The organism is Candidatus Bathyarchaeota archaeon (genome assembly GCA_026014685.1).
Taxonomy (GTDB): Archaea; Thermoproteota; Bathyarchaeia; order Bathyarchaeales; family Bathycorpusculaceae; genus Bathycorpusculum.
In genome coordinates this window covers 1-17,753 of record JAOZHW010000015.1, presented here as the reverse complement: position 1 = coordinate 17,753, position 17,753 = coordinate 1, and the positions used below count along the sequence as shown (strand labels likewise).

The 17,753-nt window shown below is 45.4% G+C and carries 17 protein-coding genes; all 17 read left to right on the top strand.

Features of this window, described 5'->3' with window-relative positions; all coding sequences use genetic code 11:
- The first annotated feature begins 742 nt into the window (after window positions 1–742).
- Window positions 743–2,716: an excinuclease ABC subunit UvrB gene (uvrB, locus tag NWE96_09845; GenBank protein ID MCW3984279.1), complete on the top strand. Its 1,974-nt coding sequence runs from the start codon at window positions 743–745 to the stop codon at window positions 2,714–2,716.
- Window positions 2,717–2,796: 80 nt separating this feature from the next.
- The gene (gene uvrA / locus NWE96_09840; protein ID MCW3984278.1) at window positions 2,797–5,700 is read left to right on the top strand and encodes an excinuclease ABC subunit UvrA; all 2,904 of its coding nucleotides are present in this window, start codon (window positions 2,797–2,799) and stop codon (window positions 5,698–5,700) included.
- A gap of 119 nt (window positions 5,701–5,819) precedes the next feature.
- A complete protein-coding gene (locus tag NWE96_09835) occupies window positions 5,820–6,284 on the top strand; it encodes a 30S ribosomal protein S19e (protein ID MCW3984277.1) in 465 nt (154 codons plus the stop codon).
- Window positions 6,285–6,290: 6 nt separating this feature from the next.
- A complete protein-coding gene (locus tag NWE96_09830) occupies window positions 6,291–6,620 on the top strand; it encodes a DNA-binding protein (protein ID MCW3984276.1) in 330 nt (109 codons plus the stop codon).
- A gap of 3 nt (window positions 6,621–6,623) precedes the next feature.
- A complete protein-coding gene (gene rpl39e / locus NWE96_09825) occupies window positions 6,624–6,782 on the top strand; it encodes a 50S ribosomal protein L39e (protein ID MCW3984275.1) in 159 nt (52 codons plus the stop codon).
- A 203-nt stretch (window positions 6,783–6,985) separates the two neighbouring features.
- Complete coding sequence (locus tag NWE96_09820; GenBank protein ID MCW3984274.1) at window positions 6,986–7,282, top strand: 50S ribosomal protein L31e; 297 nt, start codon at window positions 6,986–6,988, stop codon at window positions 7,280–7,282.
- A 161-nt stretch (window positions 7,283–7,443) separates the two neighbouring features.
- Window positions 7,444–8,169 (top strand): carbonic anhydrase, encoded by a 726-nt coding sequence (locus tag NWE96_09815; GenBank protein ID MCW3984273.1) that lies wholly within the window; start codon window positions 7,444–7,446, stop codon window positions 8,167–8,169.
- A 43-nt stretch (window positions 8,170–8,212) separates the two neighbouring features.
- Window positions 8,213–8,479, top strand: coding sequence for a hypothetical protein (locus tag NWE96_09810; protein ID MCW3984272.1), 267 nt, complete (start codon window positions 8,213–8,215; stop codon window positions 8,477–8,479).
- A gap of 267 nt (window positions 8,480–8,746) precedes the next feature.
- The gene (locus NWE96_09805; GenBank protein MCW3984271.1) at window positions 8,747–9,940 is read left to right on the top strand and encodes a PAS domain S-box protein; all 1,194 of its coding nucleotides are present in this window, start codon (window positions 8,747–8,749) and stop codon (window positions 9,938–9,940) included.
- Window positions 9,941–9,972: 32 nt separating this feature from the next.
- A complete protein-coding gene (locus NWE96_09800; protein MCW3984270.1) occupies window positions 9,973–10,704 on the top strand; it encodes a hypothetical protein in 732 nt (243 codons plus the stop codon).
- Window positions 10,701–11,918 carry an ADP-ribosylation factor-like protein gene (locus NWE96_09795; protein ID MCW3984269.1) on the top strand — a complete coding sequence of 406 codons (1,218 nt, stop codon included), beginning with the start codon at window positions 10,701–10,703 and terminating at the stop codon, window positions 11,916–11,918. The genes NWE96_09800 and NWE96_09795 overlap by 4 nt, the downstream gene beginning before the upstream one ends.
- Window positions 11,908–12,273, top strand: a complete 366-nt coding sequence (locus NWE96_09790; GenBank protein MCW3984268.1) for a roadblock/LC7 domain-containing protein — start codon at window positions 11,908–11,910, stop codon at window positions 12,271–12,273. Before NWE96_09795 ends, NWE96_09790 begins: the two co-directional genes overlap by 11 nt.
- A 132-nt stretch (window positions 12,274–12,405) precedes the next feature.
- A complete protein-coding gene (locus NWE96_09785) occupies window positions 12,406–12,984 on the top strand; it encodes a hypothetical protein (GenBank protein MCW3984267.1) in 579 nt (192 codons plus the stop codon).
- A gap of 193 nt (window positions 12,985–13,177) precedes the next feature.
- Window positions 13,178–14,290 (top strand): hypothetical protein, encoded by a 1,113-nt coding sequence (locus tag NWE96_09780; GenBank protein MCW3984266.1) that lies wholly within the window; start codon window positions 13,178–13,180, stop codon window positions 14,288–14,290.
- Between the two features lie 9 nt (window positions 14,291–14,299).
- On the top strand, window positions 14,300–15,742 hold the full coding sequence (locus tag NWE96_09775; protein MCW3984265.1) for a hypothetical protein: 1,443 nt from the start codon (window positions 14,300–14,302) through the stop codon (window positions 15,740–15,742).
- 38 nt (window positions 15,743–15,780) lie between these two features.
- Window positions 15,781–16,896: a hypothetical protein gene (locus NWE96_09770; GenBank protein ID MCW3984264.1), complete on the top strand. Its 1,116-nt coding sequence runs from the start codon at window positions 15,781–15,783 to the stop codon at window positions 16,894–16,896.
- Between the two features lie 146 nt (window positions 16,897–17,042).
- Window positions 17,043–17,753, top strand: a 711-nt coding sequence (locus NWE96_09765) for a DNA sulfur modification protein DndB (protein MCW3984263.1), incomplete at its 3' end; no start/stop codon positions are given.

The window sequence follows — 17,753 nt, the reverse complement described above, 5'->3', positions numbered from 1 at the left end:
TGTGTTTTTTTGTTGCTTTTATGATTAAACTTATACATAAAAAGGTGCAATTAGAACCCTAAAACAAAGTTAGGTGCCCTTATTATATCAAATACTGATTTTACGGTAACAGGGCTTAAGTATGCTATCGACATATTCTATACTATTGGGTTCCGAGTTGTAGTCGTATATTGGGGAATGACACACGAAGCAACCTACAGGGGAACACGTCACGACTACAACTCATCTCCCCCGATTTTAAAATGTTATACTCTTGCATGAAATAATAATATTAGGTAACAACAATACAGACGATATTTTCATAAAAATCCACTATTCAAGGCTACTTGATTTTTTTATGATTTCTTTTTCCTTTTTCTTTCTTCTCTTTTGTTAGAGCAGTTTTCCATGTTTTTCAGCCAGTATCCGCCATCCCTTAACGGAAAAAAGATTACTCTGGGGCAAAGTCCAGGGCGGCAGCTTTCAGGTTTTAGGCGGCTGATGTTTTTGGGGTGTGTACACCTCACAGTGAGTCCTCACTGATAGAAGTAGATCTTCGATTATTTCATTATTTCTTCTTGTTTGCACTAAAATTTAGATTCATTTCCAAAAAATTTAAGGTTTAACCTAAAACAGCCGTAACCGTCTACTACTCTAATAAAGCTAATTCTGCAATTTGTGGCTGCATTTGGATTTGCTTTGTTTGGTGCAAAAACTTATTAATCCAATTGGCTCGGTCATTTTGTCGTTTGTAGGGAGAAGCATCCGCGTGCAATTCGAACTTGTGTCGCCATATAAAATTTCGCCAGGCCAAGAAGCCGCCGTTGAGCAGTTAGTGCAGAACTTCTCCCATAAAGACAAACAAACCCTGCTGGGCATAACGGGCAGCGGCAAAACGTTTGTCATGGCAAACGTTATCTACCGTCTTCAGAAGCCGACGCTGATTTTGGCACACAACAAGACGTTGGCGGCGCAGCTTTACGGGGAGCTAAAGGAGCTTTTTCCGCATAACCGTGTGGAATTCTTCATCAGCTTCTACGATTACTACCAGCCCGAATCCTACCTGCCCGCACAGGACATGTACATCGAAAAAGACAGCACCGTCAACGACGAAATCGAAAAAATGCGTATGCATGCTGTCTCCAGTATAGTCAGTCGAAATGACACCATAATAGTTGCCTCCATCAGTTGCATCTACAGCTTAGGCAACCCTGATGACTTCCGCACTATGGCTCAGAAGTTAGAGGTCGGAGCTAAGATGAGCCGTCAGGAGCTTATTCGTCAACTGGTGGATATGCAGTATGAACGCAATGATATGGTGCTTGAACCAGGCAGATTCCGCGTTCGCGGCGACACCATCGACATCGTGCCTTCTTACGAGAACGACATCGTCCGCGTTGAGCTAACAGGTAACGTGATTAGTAAAATCAAGGAAGTCCACGTCATAACGGGTAACGTCAAAAACAGCGTCGACCGCATGACACTGTACCCAGCAAGGCAATATGTTGTACCCGAAGAAAAGCATGCTCAAGCTTTAGAGGCAATTCAGCAGGAACTTGAAGAGCGCCTGCAGGAGCTGCCGCCTCTGGAAGCCCAACGCCTTAAACAACGCACCAACTACGACCTCGAAATGATCCGTGAAGTCGGCTTCTGCTCAGGGATGGAGAACTACAGCCGCCACTTCGACGGCAGAAAACCCGGCGTGCCCCCATTCACTCTAATCGACTACTTCCCCAAAGACTTCCTGCTAATCATCGACGAAAGCCACCAAACCATACCCCAAGCAAGAGGTATGTACAACGGCGACTACAGCCGCAAAAAGAACCTCGTAGACTTCGGTTTCCGTCTGCCCAGCGCCCTCGACAACCGCCCGCTCAAGTTCGAAGAGTTTGAGAGCAAGATGGGGCGAGTTCTTTTTGTTTCCGCGACCCCTGCTGAGTATGAACTGGAAAAGAGTGGTCCCCCAGTCGAGTTAATCACCCGACCCACAGGCTTGCTTGATCCCGAGGTCGAGATGCATCCGATTGAGGGGCAGATGCAGCATTTGATGGCTGAAGCTAAGAAAACAATCGCGCGGGGTGACCGGGTTCTCGTTACAACGCTTACGAAGCGTATGGCAGAGGACTTGGCGGATTACCTTGTCAAAGAGGGTTTCCGCGTGCGCTATATGCACAGTGAAATCGAGAGTCTTGACCGCATCGAGTTGATACGTCAACTTCGCGTGGGTGAATTCGATATACTTGTCGGTATAAACTTGCTTCGTGAGGGTCTTGATATTCCTGAGGTTGCTTCTATATTCATCCTTGATGCTGACAAGGAAGGGTTCCTCCGTGACGAACGCAGCTTAATCCAAACTATCGGCAGAGCAGCCCGTAACGTTAACGGCAAAGTCTTCCTCTACGCCGACGTGCAAACCCAAAGCATCAAGCGAGCCATGGAAATCACTTATTACCGTCGTAACTTCCAGAAACGCTACAACGAAAAATACGGCATAACACCCACAACTATCATTAAATCAGTCACAATCAAGGAAGGCACCATCAAAGGCGCCAAGCACCTTGCTAAATCAGACATACAACGCCAAATCATCGAGTTAGACGCCAAGATGCGTGAAGCCGCCGAGAAGTTGGAGTTCGAGAAGGCTATTGAGTTGCGTGATGCGATTGCTGAGTTGCAGAGGACGCTGGCGGCAAAAGTTGAGCGGGCTGAAAACGGGGCGGTTAAACCAGAAATTTAGGGGTTTGATGCAATAACGTTCTAATCTCGGATGATAAAACAAGCTAGAACCTTCAAAAACGGAGAAGGGAACTTTCAGTAATGCGTGATAACATTTCCATTAAAGGTGCACGGGAGCACAACCTAAAAAACATCGATTTAGAGTTGCCCCGAAACAAGTTAATAGTTATAACTGGGTTGTCAGGCTCGGGCAAATCTACCCTTGCGTTTGACACTATCTACGCTGAGGGTCAACGCCGCTACGTGGAAAGCCTCTCCGCTTACGCGCGACAATTCTTGGGTTTGATGGATAAACCCGACGTCGACTCGATTGAGGGATTATCACCCGCCATCAGTATCGAGCAGAAGAGCACCAGCAAAAACCCCCGCAGCACAGTCGGCACAGTCACCGAAATCTACGACTATCTCCGCTTGCTTTTCGCACGCATCGGCACCCACCACTGCCCCAAATGCGGCAGTAGCATACACCCTCAGAGTCCAGAAAACATAACCAGTCTTATCATGGCAGAAAAAGGTAAAACGTTAGTCTTTCTTGCCCCCATCATCCGCGGCACGAAAGGCACACACGAGCAGGTGTTTGATGACCTCAAAAAAGAGGGCTACACCAAAATCCGCGTGGATCAAAAAATCTACGAAACCGACACAGTCAAAGAAGAAGTCAAACTGGTGCGTTACGAGAAGCACTGGATAGAAGCCGTCATAGATACAGTAACCATCGACGACGAGGAGCGTTCCCGCATCGCCGAAGCTGTGGAGAGCGCGCTTAAAACGGGCAAGGGCACTATGATTGTTATCGATGCAGCCCAACAAGACGCTGCCAAAAAGAAAGAGCTGGAAAGCTTTGAAGGCGCAACCATGTACAGCACCTTCGGCGCATGCCCCAACCACCCAGAAATCATGTTCGAAGCGTTGGAGCCTCGTATGTTCAGCTTCAACTCTCCATGGGGGGCTTGCCCAGTTTGCCACGGTCTGGGCGAAATCACCGAAGTCACTGCAGACAAAGTTATCCCCAACCGCAACCTCTCAATAATGGATGGTGCACTCGCTGTCTATGGCAAAATGGATCTAAGCTGGCGTGTACAGCAGTTGGCGATGGTTGGTAAAAAGCACGGTTTCGACGTTTTTACCCCCATCAAGGACTTCACGGAGCAACAGCTCAAAGTTCTGCTTTACGGCGACCGCGAACCGATAAGCGGTAACTGGTCAAACGGCGCGAGTATGTGGATGCGTGACGGTTGGGAAGGTGTAATTCCTCAAACTATGCGTCTCTACCGCCAAACCGAGAGCGAATGGCGCAAAGAAGACATAGAGAAATTCATGACTGCACGACCCTGCAATGCATGTCATGGCAAAAAACTTCAGCCGCTGGTGCTTGCAGTTAAAATTCTGGATAAGAGCATCATTGACGTCACAGATCTCTCCATCGAAGAAGCAGTAGAGTTCTTCCGTGACCTGCCAACTAAACTAAACCAGAAAGACCTCTCCATAGCCAAACAGGTACTGAAAGAAATCAACGAACGTCTCGGTTTTCTCAAAAATGTGGGGTTAGGTTACCTCTCACTTTCACGTGCCGCAAAGACGCTTTCAGGAGGCGAAGCTCAACGTATCCGCCTTGCCACGCAAATCGGCAGCAACCTCATGGGCGTCCTCTACATCCTTGACGAACCCAGCATCGGATTGCATCAGCGGGACAACGCCAAACTCATCGCCACCCTCGCGCGACTCCGCGACCTCGGCAACACCTTAATCGTAGTAGAACACGATGAAGACACGATGCGCCACGCCGACTACATCGTGGACATGGGACCGGGTGCAGGAGTCCACGGCGGTCACGTAGTTGCAGAAGGGTCACCGGCAGAAGTGATGGCTAATCCACGCAGTTTAACAGGCAAGTACCTATCAGGCGAACTCAAAATCGAAGTACCCACCAAACGCCGAGAACCCACCAGCTTCATCTCAATTAAAGGTGCATGCGAGAACAACCTCAAAAACCTCAGTCTAAAGCTGCCGCTGGGTGTTCTCTGTGGCGTCACAGGTGTTTCAGGTTCAGGTAAAAGCACGCTTATGAACCTTACAGTCATTCCTGCTCTTAAGCAGATGTTCGGAGAGCAGGTCGATAAGGTCGGCAAACATGAGGCGCTTCAAGTTCCAGACATGGTTCGTAACGTCATCGTAATCGACCAAGATCCCATCGGACGCACCCCTCGCAGCAACCCTGCCACCTACACCAAACTCTTCGACGAAATTCGCAAAATCTTCGCCTCAACTAAAGAAGCCAAAGCCCGCGGCTACAAAGAAGGTCGCTTCAGCTTCAACGTGAAAGGCGGCAGATGCGAAAACTGCCAAGGCGACGGAGTCATCCGCATCGAAATGAACTTTCTTCCAGATGTTTACGTACAATGCAGTGAATGCAAAGGCAAACGCTACAACAAAGAAACTCTCGACGTGCTCTATAAAGGGAAAAACATCGCCGAAGTCCTCGACATGACCGTGGAAGAAGCCGCAAAATTCTTCGAGAACACGCCTCGGGTGCATCGCAAACTGCAGACTTTGCTCGATGTCGGTTTGGGCTACATCAAGTTGGGGCAGAGCAGCACTCAGCTTAGCGGCGGCGAAAGTCAACGCATAAAAATCACCCGTGAACTCAGCAAACACAAATCAGGCCACGTAGTCTACATGCTGGATGAACCCACCACAGGTTTGCATTTCGATGATACTAAACGCCTCATCAAAGTCCTAAACCGCCTCGTTGATAACGGCAACACCGTCTACATCATCGAGCACAACTTGGACGTCATTAAAAGCTGTGACTACCTCATCGACTTGGGGCCAGAAGGCGGGGCTGCAGGCGGACAACTTCTCGCAGAAGGTACACCAGAACAAGTGGCAAAAGTCCCTGGCAGCTACACAGGTATGTTCCTTGTCAAGATGTTAAATGATCAACATGCGTTCGCCCCAAAGGGCTTTATAGATGCCCAATGTTAGAGTAAAGAAATAGTGCCTTAAGCTCTCTATGAGCAAAAGTTTGCTTTTGAGCTTAGAGACATATTTATATTAGGCTTCATTGTTTTACTGCAAGGAAAAACTAACAGGATAGAACATCTTTGACGACTCCTCATGACGTTCCAGCATCAAAATTCATCGACCGATTAGCAAAATACCTTAGGGAAAACGTTGACGAAGTCCAGCCTCCAGCATGGGCCACCTTCGCCAAAACAGGCACTCACGTCGAGAAGCAACCCCAGAACCCAAACTGGTGGTACGTACGCAGCGCATCCGTTCTACGCAAAGTCTACATTCATGGCCCAATCGGTCTAGAAAACCTCCGCAGTGACTACGGCGGACGCAAAAACAACGGCGTCAAAAAGAACCATGCTACCAAAGCAGGCGGCAGCTGTATACGTAAAGTCCTTCAGCAACTTGAATCTGCAGGATTCATTCAAATCACCCGCCCGCGAGGCAGAATCATGACTCCAAAAGGCCGTAAAATGATGCAGGAAGTCGCTGGAGACCTCGCCAAAGAACTGTACAAATCTGTCCCTGAGCTCAAGAAGTATCAAGGCGAATAGGAAACCATGTCAGATGATGAGCTTGAGCAGATCCGTAAAAGAAAACTTCTCTCGATGCAAAGTCGCTTAAGCGACGAGCAGAGACAAGCTCAAGCAGAGCAACAAATAGAACAGCAGAAACAGGCGCTGCTTGCAAAAATCTTGGCACCTGAAGCTCGTCAAAGACTAAACAACTTGAAGATGGTAAAGAAAGAGTTCGCCGAGCAAATCGAGTTGCAACTCATCGAGATGGCGCAAACAGGCAAGCTGCCGATTCCCCTCTCAGACTTGCAACTCAAGTCGATCCTAATTCAGCTTCAGTCAAGGAAGCGAGAGACAACAATTAGAAGGATATAAAAAATGGCACGAGTAAAACCAACCGCGAAGAAACTCAGATTAGCCAAAGCTGGCAAAGAATCACAGTCAGTTCCAACATGGGTAATCGCCCGAACCGACGGCAAAGTCAGAGTTAACCCTAAACAGCGACGTAACTGGCGAACCCGCAAAATAAAGGCATAGAGGAATAATGCAAGATGACAGAAGAAACTAAACTAGAACAAGCATCACAAGAAGCCGAAGAGGAATTAACTGAGGAACTCGCAGAAGAGATAGAGGCGCAACCGCAAGAAGAACAAGCAGTCGAAGCAAAAGAAGAGACCCCCAAAGAAGCAGAAGCAGCAGAGGAAGAAGCAAAACCAAAACGCAAAAAGAAAGAAGGCGAAATCGTCGAAGAAAGATTCTACACTATTCCTCTCCAGAAAGCCTTGATTCGCCCACCAAAAAAACGGGCCCCACGCGCCATGCAATTAGTCAAAATATTTGTGGCTAAACACATGAAAATGGACGTGAAGGTTTCTGACGAAGAAGAAGCAGAAGAAATGCCTCAACTTGTCGTCACCCAAGAAGTGAATGAGAAAATCTGGGAAAGAGGAATCGAGAAGCCTCCACGCAGAATCAAGACGCGGGTAACCAAGGACAGAGACGGCAACGTGACTGTTTACTTGGCAGAAAATCAATAATTTTTTCTTTTTACATACCCTTTTTAAAATAAAACGTTCATCTTACTTCTAATTCGTAGCGTATCTTCTATTTGCTTAGAATGCTGCTCGGCGTGAAGGTTGTACGCTAAAACAATTACCCTTAATATCATCTTTCTTAGATATCTACGCAGCGATCAAGGATGCCTAAAGAAGTCGACCACAAACAAACCGAAAACATAACTTCATACCCACAACAAACCTTAAAGCAACTAATCGAAGGCAACACAAAGTACGCCGAGAAGTGCTGTTGCAAATTCGAAAAACTCAAAACTAAACAAACCCCACACGTCACTCTACTATCCTGCTGCGATTCACGTGTTCCCCAGACACTGTTTGGTATGGATGGCCTCAACGAAATATTCGTAGTCAAAAACATCGGTAACCAGTTCAGCAACTCTGAAGGCTCAGTCAAATACCCCATTATTCACCTAAAGACGCCTCTGCTGATCGTTTTGGGGCACACTGGTTGTGGCGCGATTAAGGCGTCGCTTTCCGATTATCACTGGGAAGACGAGGCTATTCAGCGGGAAATTATCGGGCTTGTTAACCCCATCAAGATAGCTGATAGAGAAATCGATATGTCACAGGTAGCTGAGGATATTAAATTCGCGTTGTATGCTCAAGCAAACGTTGATTACCAAATACAGAGAATCCTATGCGATCCGACACTAAAAACTAAGGTACAAAAACAGGAACTCTACGTCGTCGGGATGATGTTTGACATCCACTGCCTCTACGGCAAAGAAGCAGCACACACCTACATCACAAACGTCAACGGCGTCACTGATGTCTCGGAGATAAAAAAGGTCGATTTGGTCAAGAATTTGGGTAAAAACACTTTTGATGCTCTAGTCAAAAGATTATGAGTATTTATTTACTGTATGCGGCTTATACATATCGGTGTCGGGTTTGAAGTATGGAAAACCTATTTGGCGTTGGGTTGCTGAGGCAGCTAACCGAATAGAATCTGAAGTTTTCACTGTTTCTGACATAGTCAAGGAAGTGCATAAAGCAAACCCTGCGGTGCCAGAGATAAGCATAAAAAGCTATGTTACTGCGATGGCTCCAAACCACCCCTTCAGCGGCCATTGGTCCTCCATCCGAAAAAACCACCCGTATTTCCATTACCTAGAAAACGGAAAATTTAAGCTCTTGAAACCTACAGAAAAGCGATAGTTTGACAAAATCCGTTGGGGGCTGGGTGTTGATAACTCGACTTGTTTTTGTTAAAGAAATTTGGCTTTTTCTTAGGAGAGCAGTTACCTAATTTTAGGCTAACGGAAAAGGCAACCGTCTACCAAAGCAATTAACCATCTTGTTTTATCTAATGTAAAACCGTGGGCTTTAGGTTGCTTGTCAATTTCAAACTTGTATAAACGGTTATGTTTATATCTTCCATTTATCATAAAATAAGTGTTAATTTTTTAACCGAAAGTGACCTATTTGTCTGCCATAGATTATGGAATTAAAAAAAGTGAAAAACCGGAAAATGAAAGCCAAATCATCCCGCAATCAAAACAATTAGAAGCTATATTTGCCTCAAGTCCAGACGGCATAGCAATAACAGATTTGTCAGCAAATATCATAGACTGCAACCAAGCAGCAGCTTCCCTGATCGGATTTAACTCAAAAGAAGATGCTATAGGAAAAAATCTTTTCCAACTCATTGCTCCAAAAGATCAACAGAAAGCTCAAGAAACATTAGCCAAGGTACTGGAAACCGGAATCCCGGTAAAAAGTATGGAATTTAACATAATAATTAAAAATGGAAAAGAAATTGCTATCGAGTCTTCCGGTTCAGTCATCAAGGACCAGTCGGGAAACCCTGTAAATTTAGTGGCGATAATTCACGATATTTCTGAACGCAAAATGATGCAGCAAAAGCTCCAGCAAGAAAGAGATATGCTCAATGCCGTTACAAGAAGCATCAACGCCGGGTTTGTGATGGTAGACAGAGACTACCATATTGTCTGGGCTAACGAATTCATAAAAAGCCTTTTTGGACTAGTCGAAGGGCAGTTAAGCTACCAAGCGTTGCACGATTACCAAAGTAGAAGCATGAGCCCCGACAGTAGCATAAAAAAAGTTTTTGAAGAGAATGCAAGCGAAGCCTCCCACGAAATTCAGATAACCGACGCACAGGGTAAAAAGTTCTGGCTGAAAATAACGGCTGCACCCATAAAAAATGCCGAGGGCGAAGTAATTGCTGCAGCAGAACTTGCCGTGGATATAACTGATATCAAACAAGCTGAAGAACAGATTCGGCTCTTAAGCAGTGTTGTAGAACAAGAGGTTGATGGCATAGCAGTTTCAGACAATCAAGGAAACACTCTTTTTCTAAACAAGAGCTGGCTAACAATGCACGGTCTCAACGATGACGCCAAGAATTTCACCGGTGAACCAATAGTTCGGTTCTATGATCCAGATCAACTTAGGCAAATAGGCAGTAAAACCGATGCTGATGGAATTTTCAGGGGCCGACTTAAACAGATATCAAAGGATGGAACAGCTTTCACCACTTTGGCCACACTAAGCCCATTAAGAGACCGGGATGGGCAAATAATCGGAACCATACATACCGCAAAGAAACTAACCGAAATAGTTCGCGAAATCAGGGATGTGGCAGCCCATGCGTAATAGAGCGAATCCAAATAAGGACGTTGTGTAGAATGTCTGCAGAGACTTTTCCTTCAGGAATACACGCGTTGGATGTTGCCCTAAACGGCGGTTTTGCCAGACCGTCAAACTTGCTGGTTATGGGCGATCCGTGGTCATCAAAGAAAGAACTCGGCATGACCCTGCTTAGTGCAGGTTTACATAATAATGAAGCAGCCATTTACATCTCGGCCACAAGTACTGCTGAAGAAATAAGGGAACAATGGCTTACGTGTGGATTAACCTCCGCTCTTGAGCAGGAAGGCAGAGTAAAATTCGTCGATTGTTATTCAAGAATGATAGGAGCAAAGTCTTCGGATACATCGTCGATAAAACGTGTTCCAAGTATAATCGATTACACAAAACTTGCCGTGGCAGTGAATGAGTGGTGTTCCAGCTTTTACTTGAAGAATACAGCTGTGAGGGTACTGTTTGATTCGCTGTCTACGCTACTACTATACAGTAGCCTTCAGACAGTGATGCGTTTTCTCCACATTTTTTTAGGGCAGCTCAGAAGACAAAACGTCTTAGGTTTCCTACTTGTTGAAGAAGGTGCACATGACTTGTTGACACTTAACCAACTGAAAAGTTTCTCGAACGGCGCAATAGTATTGGAAGCAAACACTCTTCGCTGCGAAGGCTTCTATGGCCACCCAAGCATATCAATGAATTTTTCATTGCCGACAACAGAAAACGTCAAACAACCGCTTCAAACACAAAACATTAGTCTGGAGGGATCTTCTTGATAGACTCATATCTGTCAAGTGAAAAAACGCAAACGGGCATAAGAATTATTGACCAACTTCTCGAAGGAGGCATACCAAGTGGCTCCTCAGTTTTAATCAGAACAAATCCGCTGTTTGACCCATTCCCAGTCGCTATACAACTCCTATTGAACCAGTTAAAAAAAGGCGACATAGGCTTATACTTTGTCAGCAATAAATCAGCCGCTTCAGTTATCGATGAGTCAGTAGCTTTAGGAACGAGTTTGGCGGAGTATAAACAGCAAAACCGACTATTTTTCATCGACGGCTACTCTGCGCTGTTCGGACTTAAAAGCGAAGAAGCATACTCCATCGACAACATTTACGACCCGAATGCAGTATTCAGCGTTATCACCAAAGCACTCTATGAATGCTGCAAAAAAGGTAAAGTATTCTTGATTTACGACTCCCTAAACACCTCAATTGACGAATTCGGCGATGCAGTTTTAAGTGAAGTTAATAATTGGCAAAAAATCGCAACCGCCTACAATGCAATCTTATGCTTTCTTTATACCGAGTGGAACTACGAAAACACGATATCACAAACTGTAAGCAGCATCTACCCCACTATCATAGACCTTATGGCGTTACAAAGAATTGTCGGCAACCAAGCTATCACCGTGAGCAAAAAAGAGGGGGTTCCTGTGAAAGAAAAAATAATTCCCATAAAAAAATCAGTGACTGGAGAAATAAAAGGCTACATACCAAAAATCTTAGTCACAGGACCATTTCACGCTGGAAAAACAACCATCGTGCATACACTTTCAAATCGCGCTGTTAGCGTACAACGCTTTGGAACAACTGTAGCGTTAGATTTTGGCCATGTAGACTATAAGGGGTTCAATTTAGATCTGTTCGGAACGATTGGTCAACCACGATTTGACCCCATACTAGAACTGCTTGGAGGCGAAGCATTGGGTGCTATACTGGTAATTGACAGCACCAAGCCCGAAGAATTTTCCAGAGCCAAAGAAATGATGTTAAAAGCCAAAGTCCATGGCTTGCCATACGTCGTGGCAGCGAACAAACAAGATTTGCCTAATGCCCTGTCAGTGGGTGAAATCAAAGCAAAAATGAATGTTCCCTCTGATGTTGAAGTAATCGGCACGGTTGGGAGCGATAAAGCAAGCATCACAGGCGCATTAGATATTCTGATTGAAAAAATTTTAAACGGAGCTAAGTACCGTGACGACTAAGAATCTTATAGACGACATCTTGAAGGAACTCAAAGGTGTTGGGGGAATCGAATCCTCCGCTATCGTTACAAGAGACGGCTTACTCGTCGCCTCAGACACGTCCAGTGACGTAGATGCTGAAACATTTGCCGCCATGAGCGCAAGCATGGCTGGAGCCGCTGAAACAGCGATAACTGAAGTGAACGGCGGAACCGCTATCCGCATAATCGTTGAAGCTGCAAATTCTAAACTAATAACCATCGGAGCTGGACCCAAAGTTCTACTTGTGGCTTTGACAAAGCAGCAGGTTCCTCTAGGCTTAATCTTGATAAAACTCGGCGAAGCAGCCAGAAAAATAGGCAGCATCGTAACATAGAACCCTGATTATTCGCCATTTGAGTTCCTATCAAGGAAAACATGGAAGTCAGGTTTGGGTAGAAAAAACGTGCGGTTTTTCAAAAGATTAAAAAAATTGCGGTTCAGTAAGACAGGCCGAACCAATCAAGTAGTGATAAAAAAATGGGTCACGGACTATGAGGACGAGGAAACTAAAAACGCTGAGAAACAAAGAGCCTTAAAGGCATTCAACAAAAAGTTTAGTTTCTACATTATTTTAAGCGCCCTATACGGCTTAGTGTTCGTAAACTACATTGACAACATTATCCCAGGAGGCTTCTACAGCGGCTACCACATGTGGCTTACAGTAATGTACTTTTTTCCGTTCATAATTTTAACGATTACCTTCCCGAAGAACTGGCAGTTAACCGTTGGGTTGGGGCTTTTAGCTTCGCTGATGAACGACGTTTTCTACGGGTTGGTTCGAAGCCTTATGGGGTACCAAACAGACCTAACTCGGTACTACCAACTTTGGCTCATACCCAGCGGTACACACATATTCGATCTGAACCTTGGTGCAGTAACCATCCCAGTCTACTCGTGGCTTATGTCGCTTAGCATCTATGGAAGAATTCCGATTATCATCTTGCTACTTTGGTTTTGGAAGCGACAAGCAAAAAACAGGTACCTAAGTCAACCAATGTCTAAAACGAAAAATCTGATTTCAAAATGGTGGAAAACCAACCGTTGAAAAAAGATAATATACTCATGCATCATCACCAAAGCAATAGAATTTAACTGTACGTTGGGTAACCTAGAAAAATCTAGAAACGCAAAAATTCGCCAAAAGTATATGAAGTTATCCATGTCGCCGGAACAGAAATTGATTCCCTGGCACAGGAAACTTCACCCAAACGCTCATCATATTTACTTTGTTTAATTTTTTGCCGCCTCAACTAAACATTAGACGCATGGGCGGATTCTGCCGAAAGCTCCCACAGCGAGGATTGCATGTCCAGAAAACTCGCATATCGTTGCCAAACGACAGCGTAATTGAAGCCTTCCCAAACTACCCCGACACAATTAGAGGTCCAACGTTCTCGATAATCTGGTGGGAAGAATGCAACTTCACGCCCAACGATGAAGACTTGTACGATGCTATCTTGTTTACGTTGGGAACAACCAACGGCAGACTCATCGCCACATCAACGCCGTGGAACACAGACAGCCTCTTCTGGAAGATGTGCAACCACAAAGACTACAGCGACTTTGGCAGGACGCACATCACATGGCAGCAGGCGCTGGAACCAAACGGACCACTAAAACCCGCCATAATCGAGAAGATTAAGCGCCAATTCGGCGACGACCCAGCCCGTTGGCGCCGTGAAATGGAGGCGGAGTGGGCGGAAGACGAGGACGTGTGGCTACCTCAGAGCCTAATTGTGTCCTGCGTGGGGACGGTGAAGAACTGCGGTTTTGACCTGCAAGAATTCAACCCCGAAGAGGAGTGCCAAGGCGAATTCTACGCTGGATTAGACTTAGCGCAGACAAGGGACTACTGTGTGCTCTCAGTGGTTGAACGCTTAAACGATAAGCTGTTTCTGCGGCATTTGAAGATTTTCCAGCAGCCCACACTCTACGCTCAGGTGCTTGGCTACCTCAAGGCGCTGCAGGACCGGTGGGGCGGGTTCCAGAAAATCCGAGTGGACTTCACACGCGAAGGACCATCAATTATCGCGGACATGGAGAACGCAGGCATCGAGAACGCCGAGGGCGTCAACTTTAGCGTACCCCGCAAATCAGAGATGGCTTCACTTCTAAAGCAGCGCATGATGAACAAGCAATTCTACTATCCGCTGCTAAACTGGGAACGACCATACAGAGGTGACATCTGTACCGAATTGAACGTGGAGCGTTATGAGTTGCGCAGGGACGGCGCCATAGGCTTCAGCCATCCCAACGGTACGCATGACGACGTCTTCTGGAGTATTGCGTTGGCTGTGTTTGCGACTGTGCAGATGGAGCCCGAACCCTTCTTAACAGTTATTCCAAGGTGACACGAAAAAATGAGACGGCAGAGGGATTTTCGGGTTAGGCAGATTCGGCGCATCTACAACCGCGAAGAAGAGAAATTCACGTTTAACATCAGCTACGAGACGCACACGAAGCTGACGCCGAGGAGCCTTGTTGTGGCTGAAGCCTTCGGATTAGGCATTGATGAAGCGCAGAAATTCAAGGTTCTGGATGCAGAGCTCAAGATTGGCCCCAAAGACATCGTCTACATCACGGGCGACAGCGGCAGCGGAAAAAGCGTCCTGCTACGGGCAATCAGAGCAGACTTGGGCGAAGAAGCCATCGACCTATCCGAAGTGGCTGTGGACGCGGAGAAACCGTTGATTGAGACGGTTGGCGCCACGGTGGAGGAAGGCTTGGAGCTGCTGAGTCGTGTGGGGCTGAATGACGCGTTTCTTTTCCTGCGTACATACAGCCAGCTCAGCGATGGGCAGAAGTACCGTTACCGCATCGCCAAACTCATTGAGAGCGGAAAGCAGTGGTGGCTCATGGACGAATTCGCCGCCTGCTTAGACCGGGATACGGCGAAGATTATTGCGTTTAACCTGCAGAAAATCGCACGCCAGCAGGGAAAAGCAGTCATAGCCGCAACAACCCACAGCGACCTGATAGATGACCTGAAGCCCAGCGTGCTTGTGCGGAAACGGTTTGGAGAGGAAATCCAAATCAGCTACTACCCAAACGAAGCAGCAGCCGAGTGCAGCTTAACCCGTGAGATGAGGGTTGAAGAGGGCGGCAAGGAGGACTGGCAAAAACTAAGCAGTTTCCATTACCGTGGGCACAAGGTGGCGGTTCCCAGAAAAATCTTTCGTCTTGTTCGTGGGGATGAGCTTTGCGGGGTTATCGTGTATAGTTATCCGCCGCCGACCTGCTACGGAAGACGCCTTGTGCTGCCTCGGATGTCGATTCAGGAGTTGAACAAGCAGCTCAGCATCATCAACCGCATAGTTATCCATCCAAAATACCGAACTATTGGTTTGGGCGCTAAGCTGATTCGTGAAACCCTGCCGTTGGCGGGGACGCCTTACGTGGAGATGATTGCAGTAATGGCTAAGTATTCTCCTTTCGCGGAGAAGGCAGGCATGCAAAAAATAGCTGAGCAGCAAGTTGTTGAAAGTGTTTCAGTGGTTGCTAAAGCGCTCTCAGAGTTGGGTTTTGACTTGCAACTTTTAGGTAGTGAACGCTATGTCACAAGCAATCTCCGGTACCTTACTGTACAGCAGCTTGAGCGGCTGAAAGAAGCGTTTGCGAAATGTGTGCATCCACGGTTCAAAAAAGAATTTGCCTCAAGCAGACATCAGCCCTTCGGAAAGGCAGCGGATTACATTAAGAACTTGAAATCAGCAAATTTACGAAAAATTGCCAAGTTGATTAAAATAGTGAGCATCATTAATCAAAATAAAGTATACCTGTTCTGGCAGAAGGTCAGAAGCTAGGAAATATTTTAAACATTTTCCAAGTTAATATATCATTCATGCCAGCTGTATATCCAGACCACTTTTTGCATATATTTAACCAGACAAGACGAAGAAAAAAGAAAAAAATTACAATTCTTGCTAACATAAACTTGTTATTTGAGTGGCTGGAAACTAAGTATCCGAACCTCTTTCGCGCTAAGACTGGAGAGTTTATTGAAGAAAATCAAACATCTTTTCCAACACCTACTCTTTTTGGAAACTTGTCTTGGATATTTTCGAGAGAATTCAGCGCTGTTCTCTTGATGACTCTCGGTGGAGCTTACGATTCCGCAGCCAGAACGCTCAGATGGATGCTTGAAACAGCGGTTAAAGCATTCATAGCTTTTGACGATAAATCAATTCTTACGAGAAAAGAGGGTGATAGAGGTCAAGCAATGACTTTTTATGAATTTCTTGATTTTCTAGAATACACAGATTCTACATCAAAAAGAAGAAAAGACAAGCCTCTTACCAATTGGATTCAGGACACTGCCTACGTCAAAAAAATAAACAAATACAAAAGAATACGTGGGATTGGTAATTTGCCTGACGCAATTGCCCTAACATGGCTAGATGGACTTATGCATGGAGAGATGAGAGGCGCTGACCTTATTTATGGAACTTATGAACAACTTTCAAGTTACATTCACACAAATTATAGAGCTTTCCGACCCGCCTGCGATTTAAGCCCGTATGTTACTTTTGAAGCTGAAGAGTTTGAAAAGATTTATCAATTGTCTGTTCAGACTGCTGATATAGTATTGTATTTACTAATTCTTGGAATTTGGTCAGACATAGGATATTACTCGCCTGAGATGGGCGAAAAATTTGAGGAGGTAGTAGTCAAGGAACTTACTGAAGACTCGGCGAACCGCAAAGAGCAACTTGATTTATTTGAAGCTCTTCCTTCTTTGAGGGGGTTATGTTTTGCGCCTGGCCGAAATTACTGCAAACAAATCGAGGATGAGCAAATGAGAAAGACCATGAAGGCACTTATCGAAAGAAGTGGCAAAATTCACTGTGTAAATTGTGCGAAAAAAGACAGCTGTACTAGATTCAAATGGCTAATAGAACAATTTGGGGCAGAGGGTTGGTTTAAAGAAAAACTAAATAAGGACTCGCCAATATGTTAGGCGTCATATTTTAAATAGCCTAAAATGTGTCCTGTTTGTAATTTAGGCCTGTTTTTTTCCTTATATTGGAAGTCTCAAAAAAGTATTTGGAAGTTTACAAAAAGCTTTTAACTTGCTTGCGATAACTAAGCAAAGTGTGAGCAAAGATGGCGGAGGAGCAGATTAATGATTTGTTAGGCGGTATAGAAGCTTGCGACGGCAACAACTATACTTTCATTGCATTAAGGGGAATCCAAGCTGGACGAGAATATTATACTGTGATGTGTCAGCTAAGTTCGCTACCCAGACTTTTTATGTTTGATGAAAAACAATTACCGCCGACACAAAGAGCACAACGTCAACTAAATCGCTCACGAATCCCAGCAATTTGCCGCTATATATTGGAAGACCCAAAAAACTATGTTTTTTCATCAATCACTGCATCAATTGATGGGCGCGTAGAATTTATCCCATTTAGCAAACAAGGTGCAGCAAGCAAGGTAGGTCATCTGATAATTCCTCAGTCAGCAAGATTCTTGATAAACGACGGCCAACATAGGAAAGCAGCTATCGAGGAGGCGCTTAAAAAAATGCCAGAGATAGGTTCAGAACACATCTCTGTCGTTTTCTTCGTGGATGGCGGATTAAAAAGAAGCCAACAAATGTTCTCCGACCTAAATAAGCATGCTTTACGACCGACTATGTCGCTTTCCATTTTATATAATCACCGAGAAAGCCTTTCACGATTAACCAAAAAAATCTGCGACCAAGTACCTGTATTTAACGGGAGAATCGAGTTAGAAAAAAGTTCGATTTCTAACAGATCCCTGAAGCTGTTTACTTTAAGCAGTCTCTACCAAGCAACAAAATACTTACTG

What these genes read in the sequence shown, in the direction of transcription:
- NWE96_09830 (MCW3984276.1), top strand. Translation starts at nt 6,291, where the DNA reads ATGTCAGATGATGAGCTTGAGCAGATCCGTAAAAGAAAACTTCTCTCG.
- uvrA (MCW3984278.1), top strand. Translation starts at nt 2,797, where the DNA reads ATGCGTGATAACATTTCCATTAAAGGTGCACGGGAGCACAACCTAAAA.
- NWE96_09770 (MCW3984264.1), top strand. Translation starts at nt 15,781, where the DNA reads ATGCCAGCTGTATATCCAGACCACTTTTTGCATATATTTAACCAGACA.
- NWE96_09815 (MCW3984273.1), top strand. Translation starts at nt 7,444, where the DNA reads ATGCCTAAAGAAGTCGACCACAAACAAACCGAAAACATAACTTCATAC.
- NWE96_09800 (MCW3984270.1), top strand. Translation starts at nt 9,973, where the DNA reads ATGTCTGCAGAGACTTTTCCTTCAGGAATACACGCGTTGGATGTTGCC.
- NWE96_09775 (MCW3984265.1), top strand. Translation starts at nt 14,300, where the DNA reads ATGAGACGGCAGAGGGATTTTCGGGTTAGGCAGATTCGGCGCATCTAC.
- rpl39e (MCW3984275.1), top strand. Translation starts at nt 6,624, where the DNA reads ATGGCACGAGTAAAACCAACCGCGAAGAAACTCAGATTAGCCAAAGCT.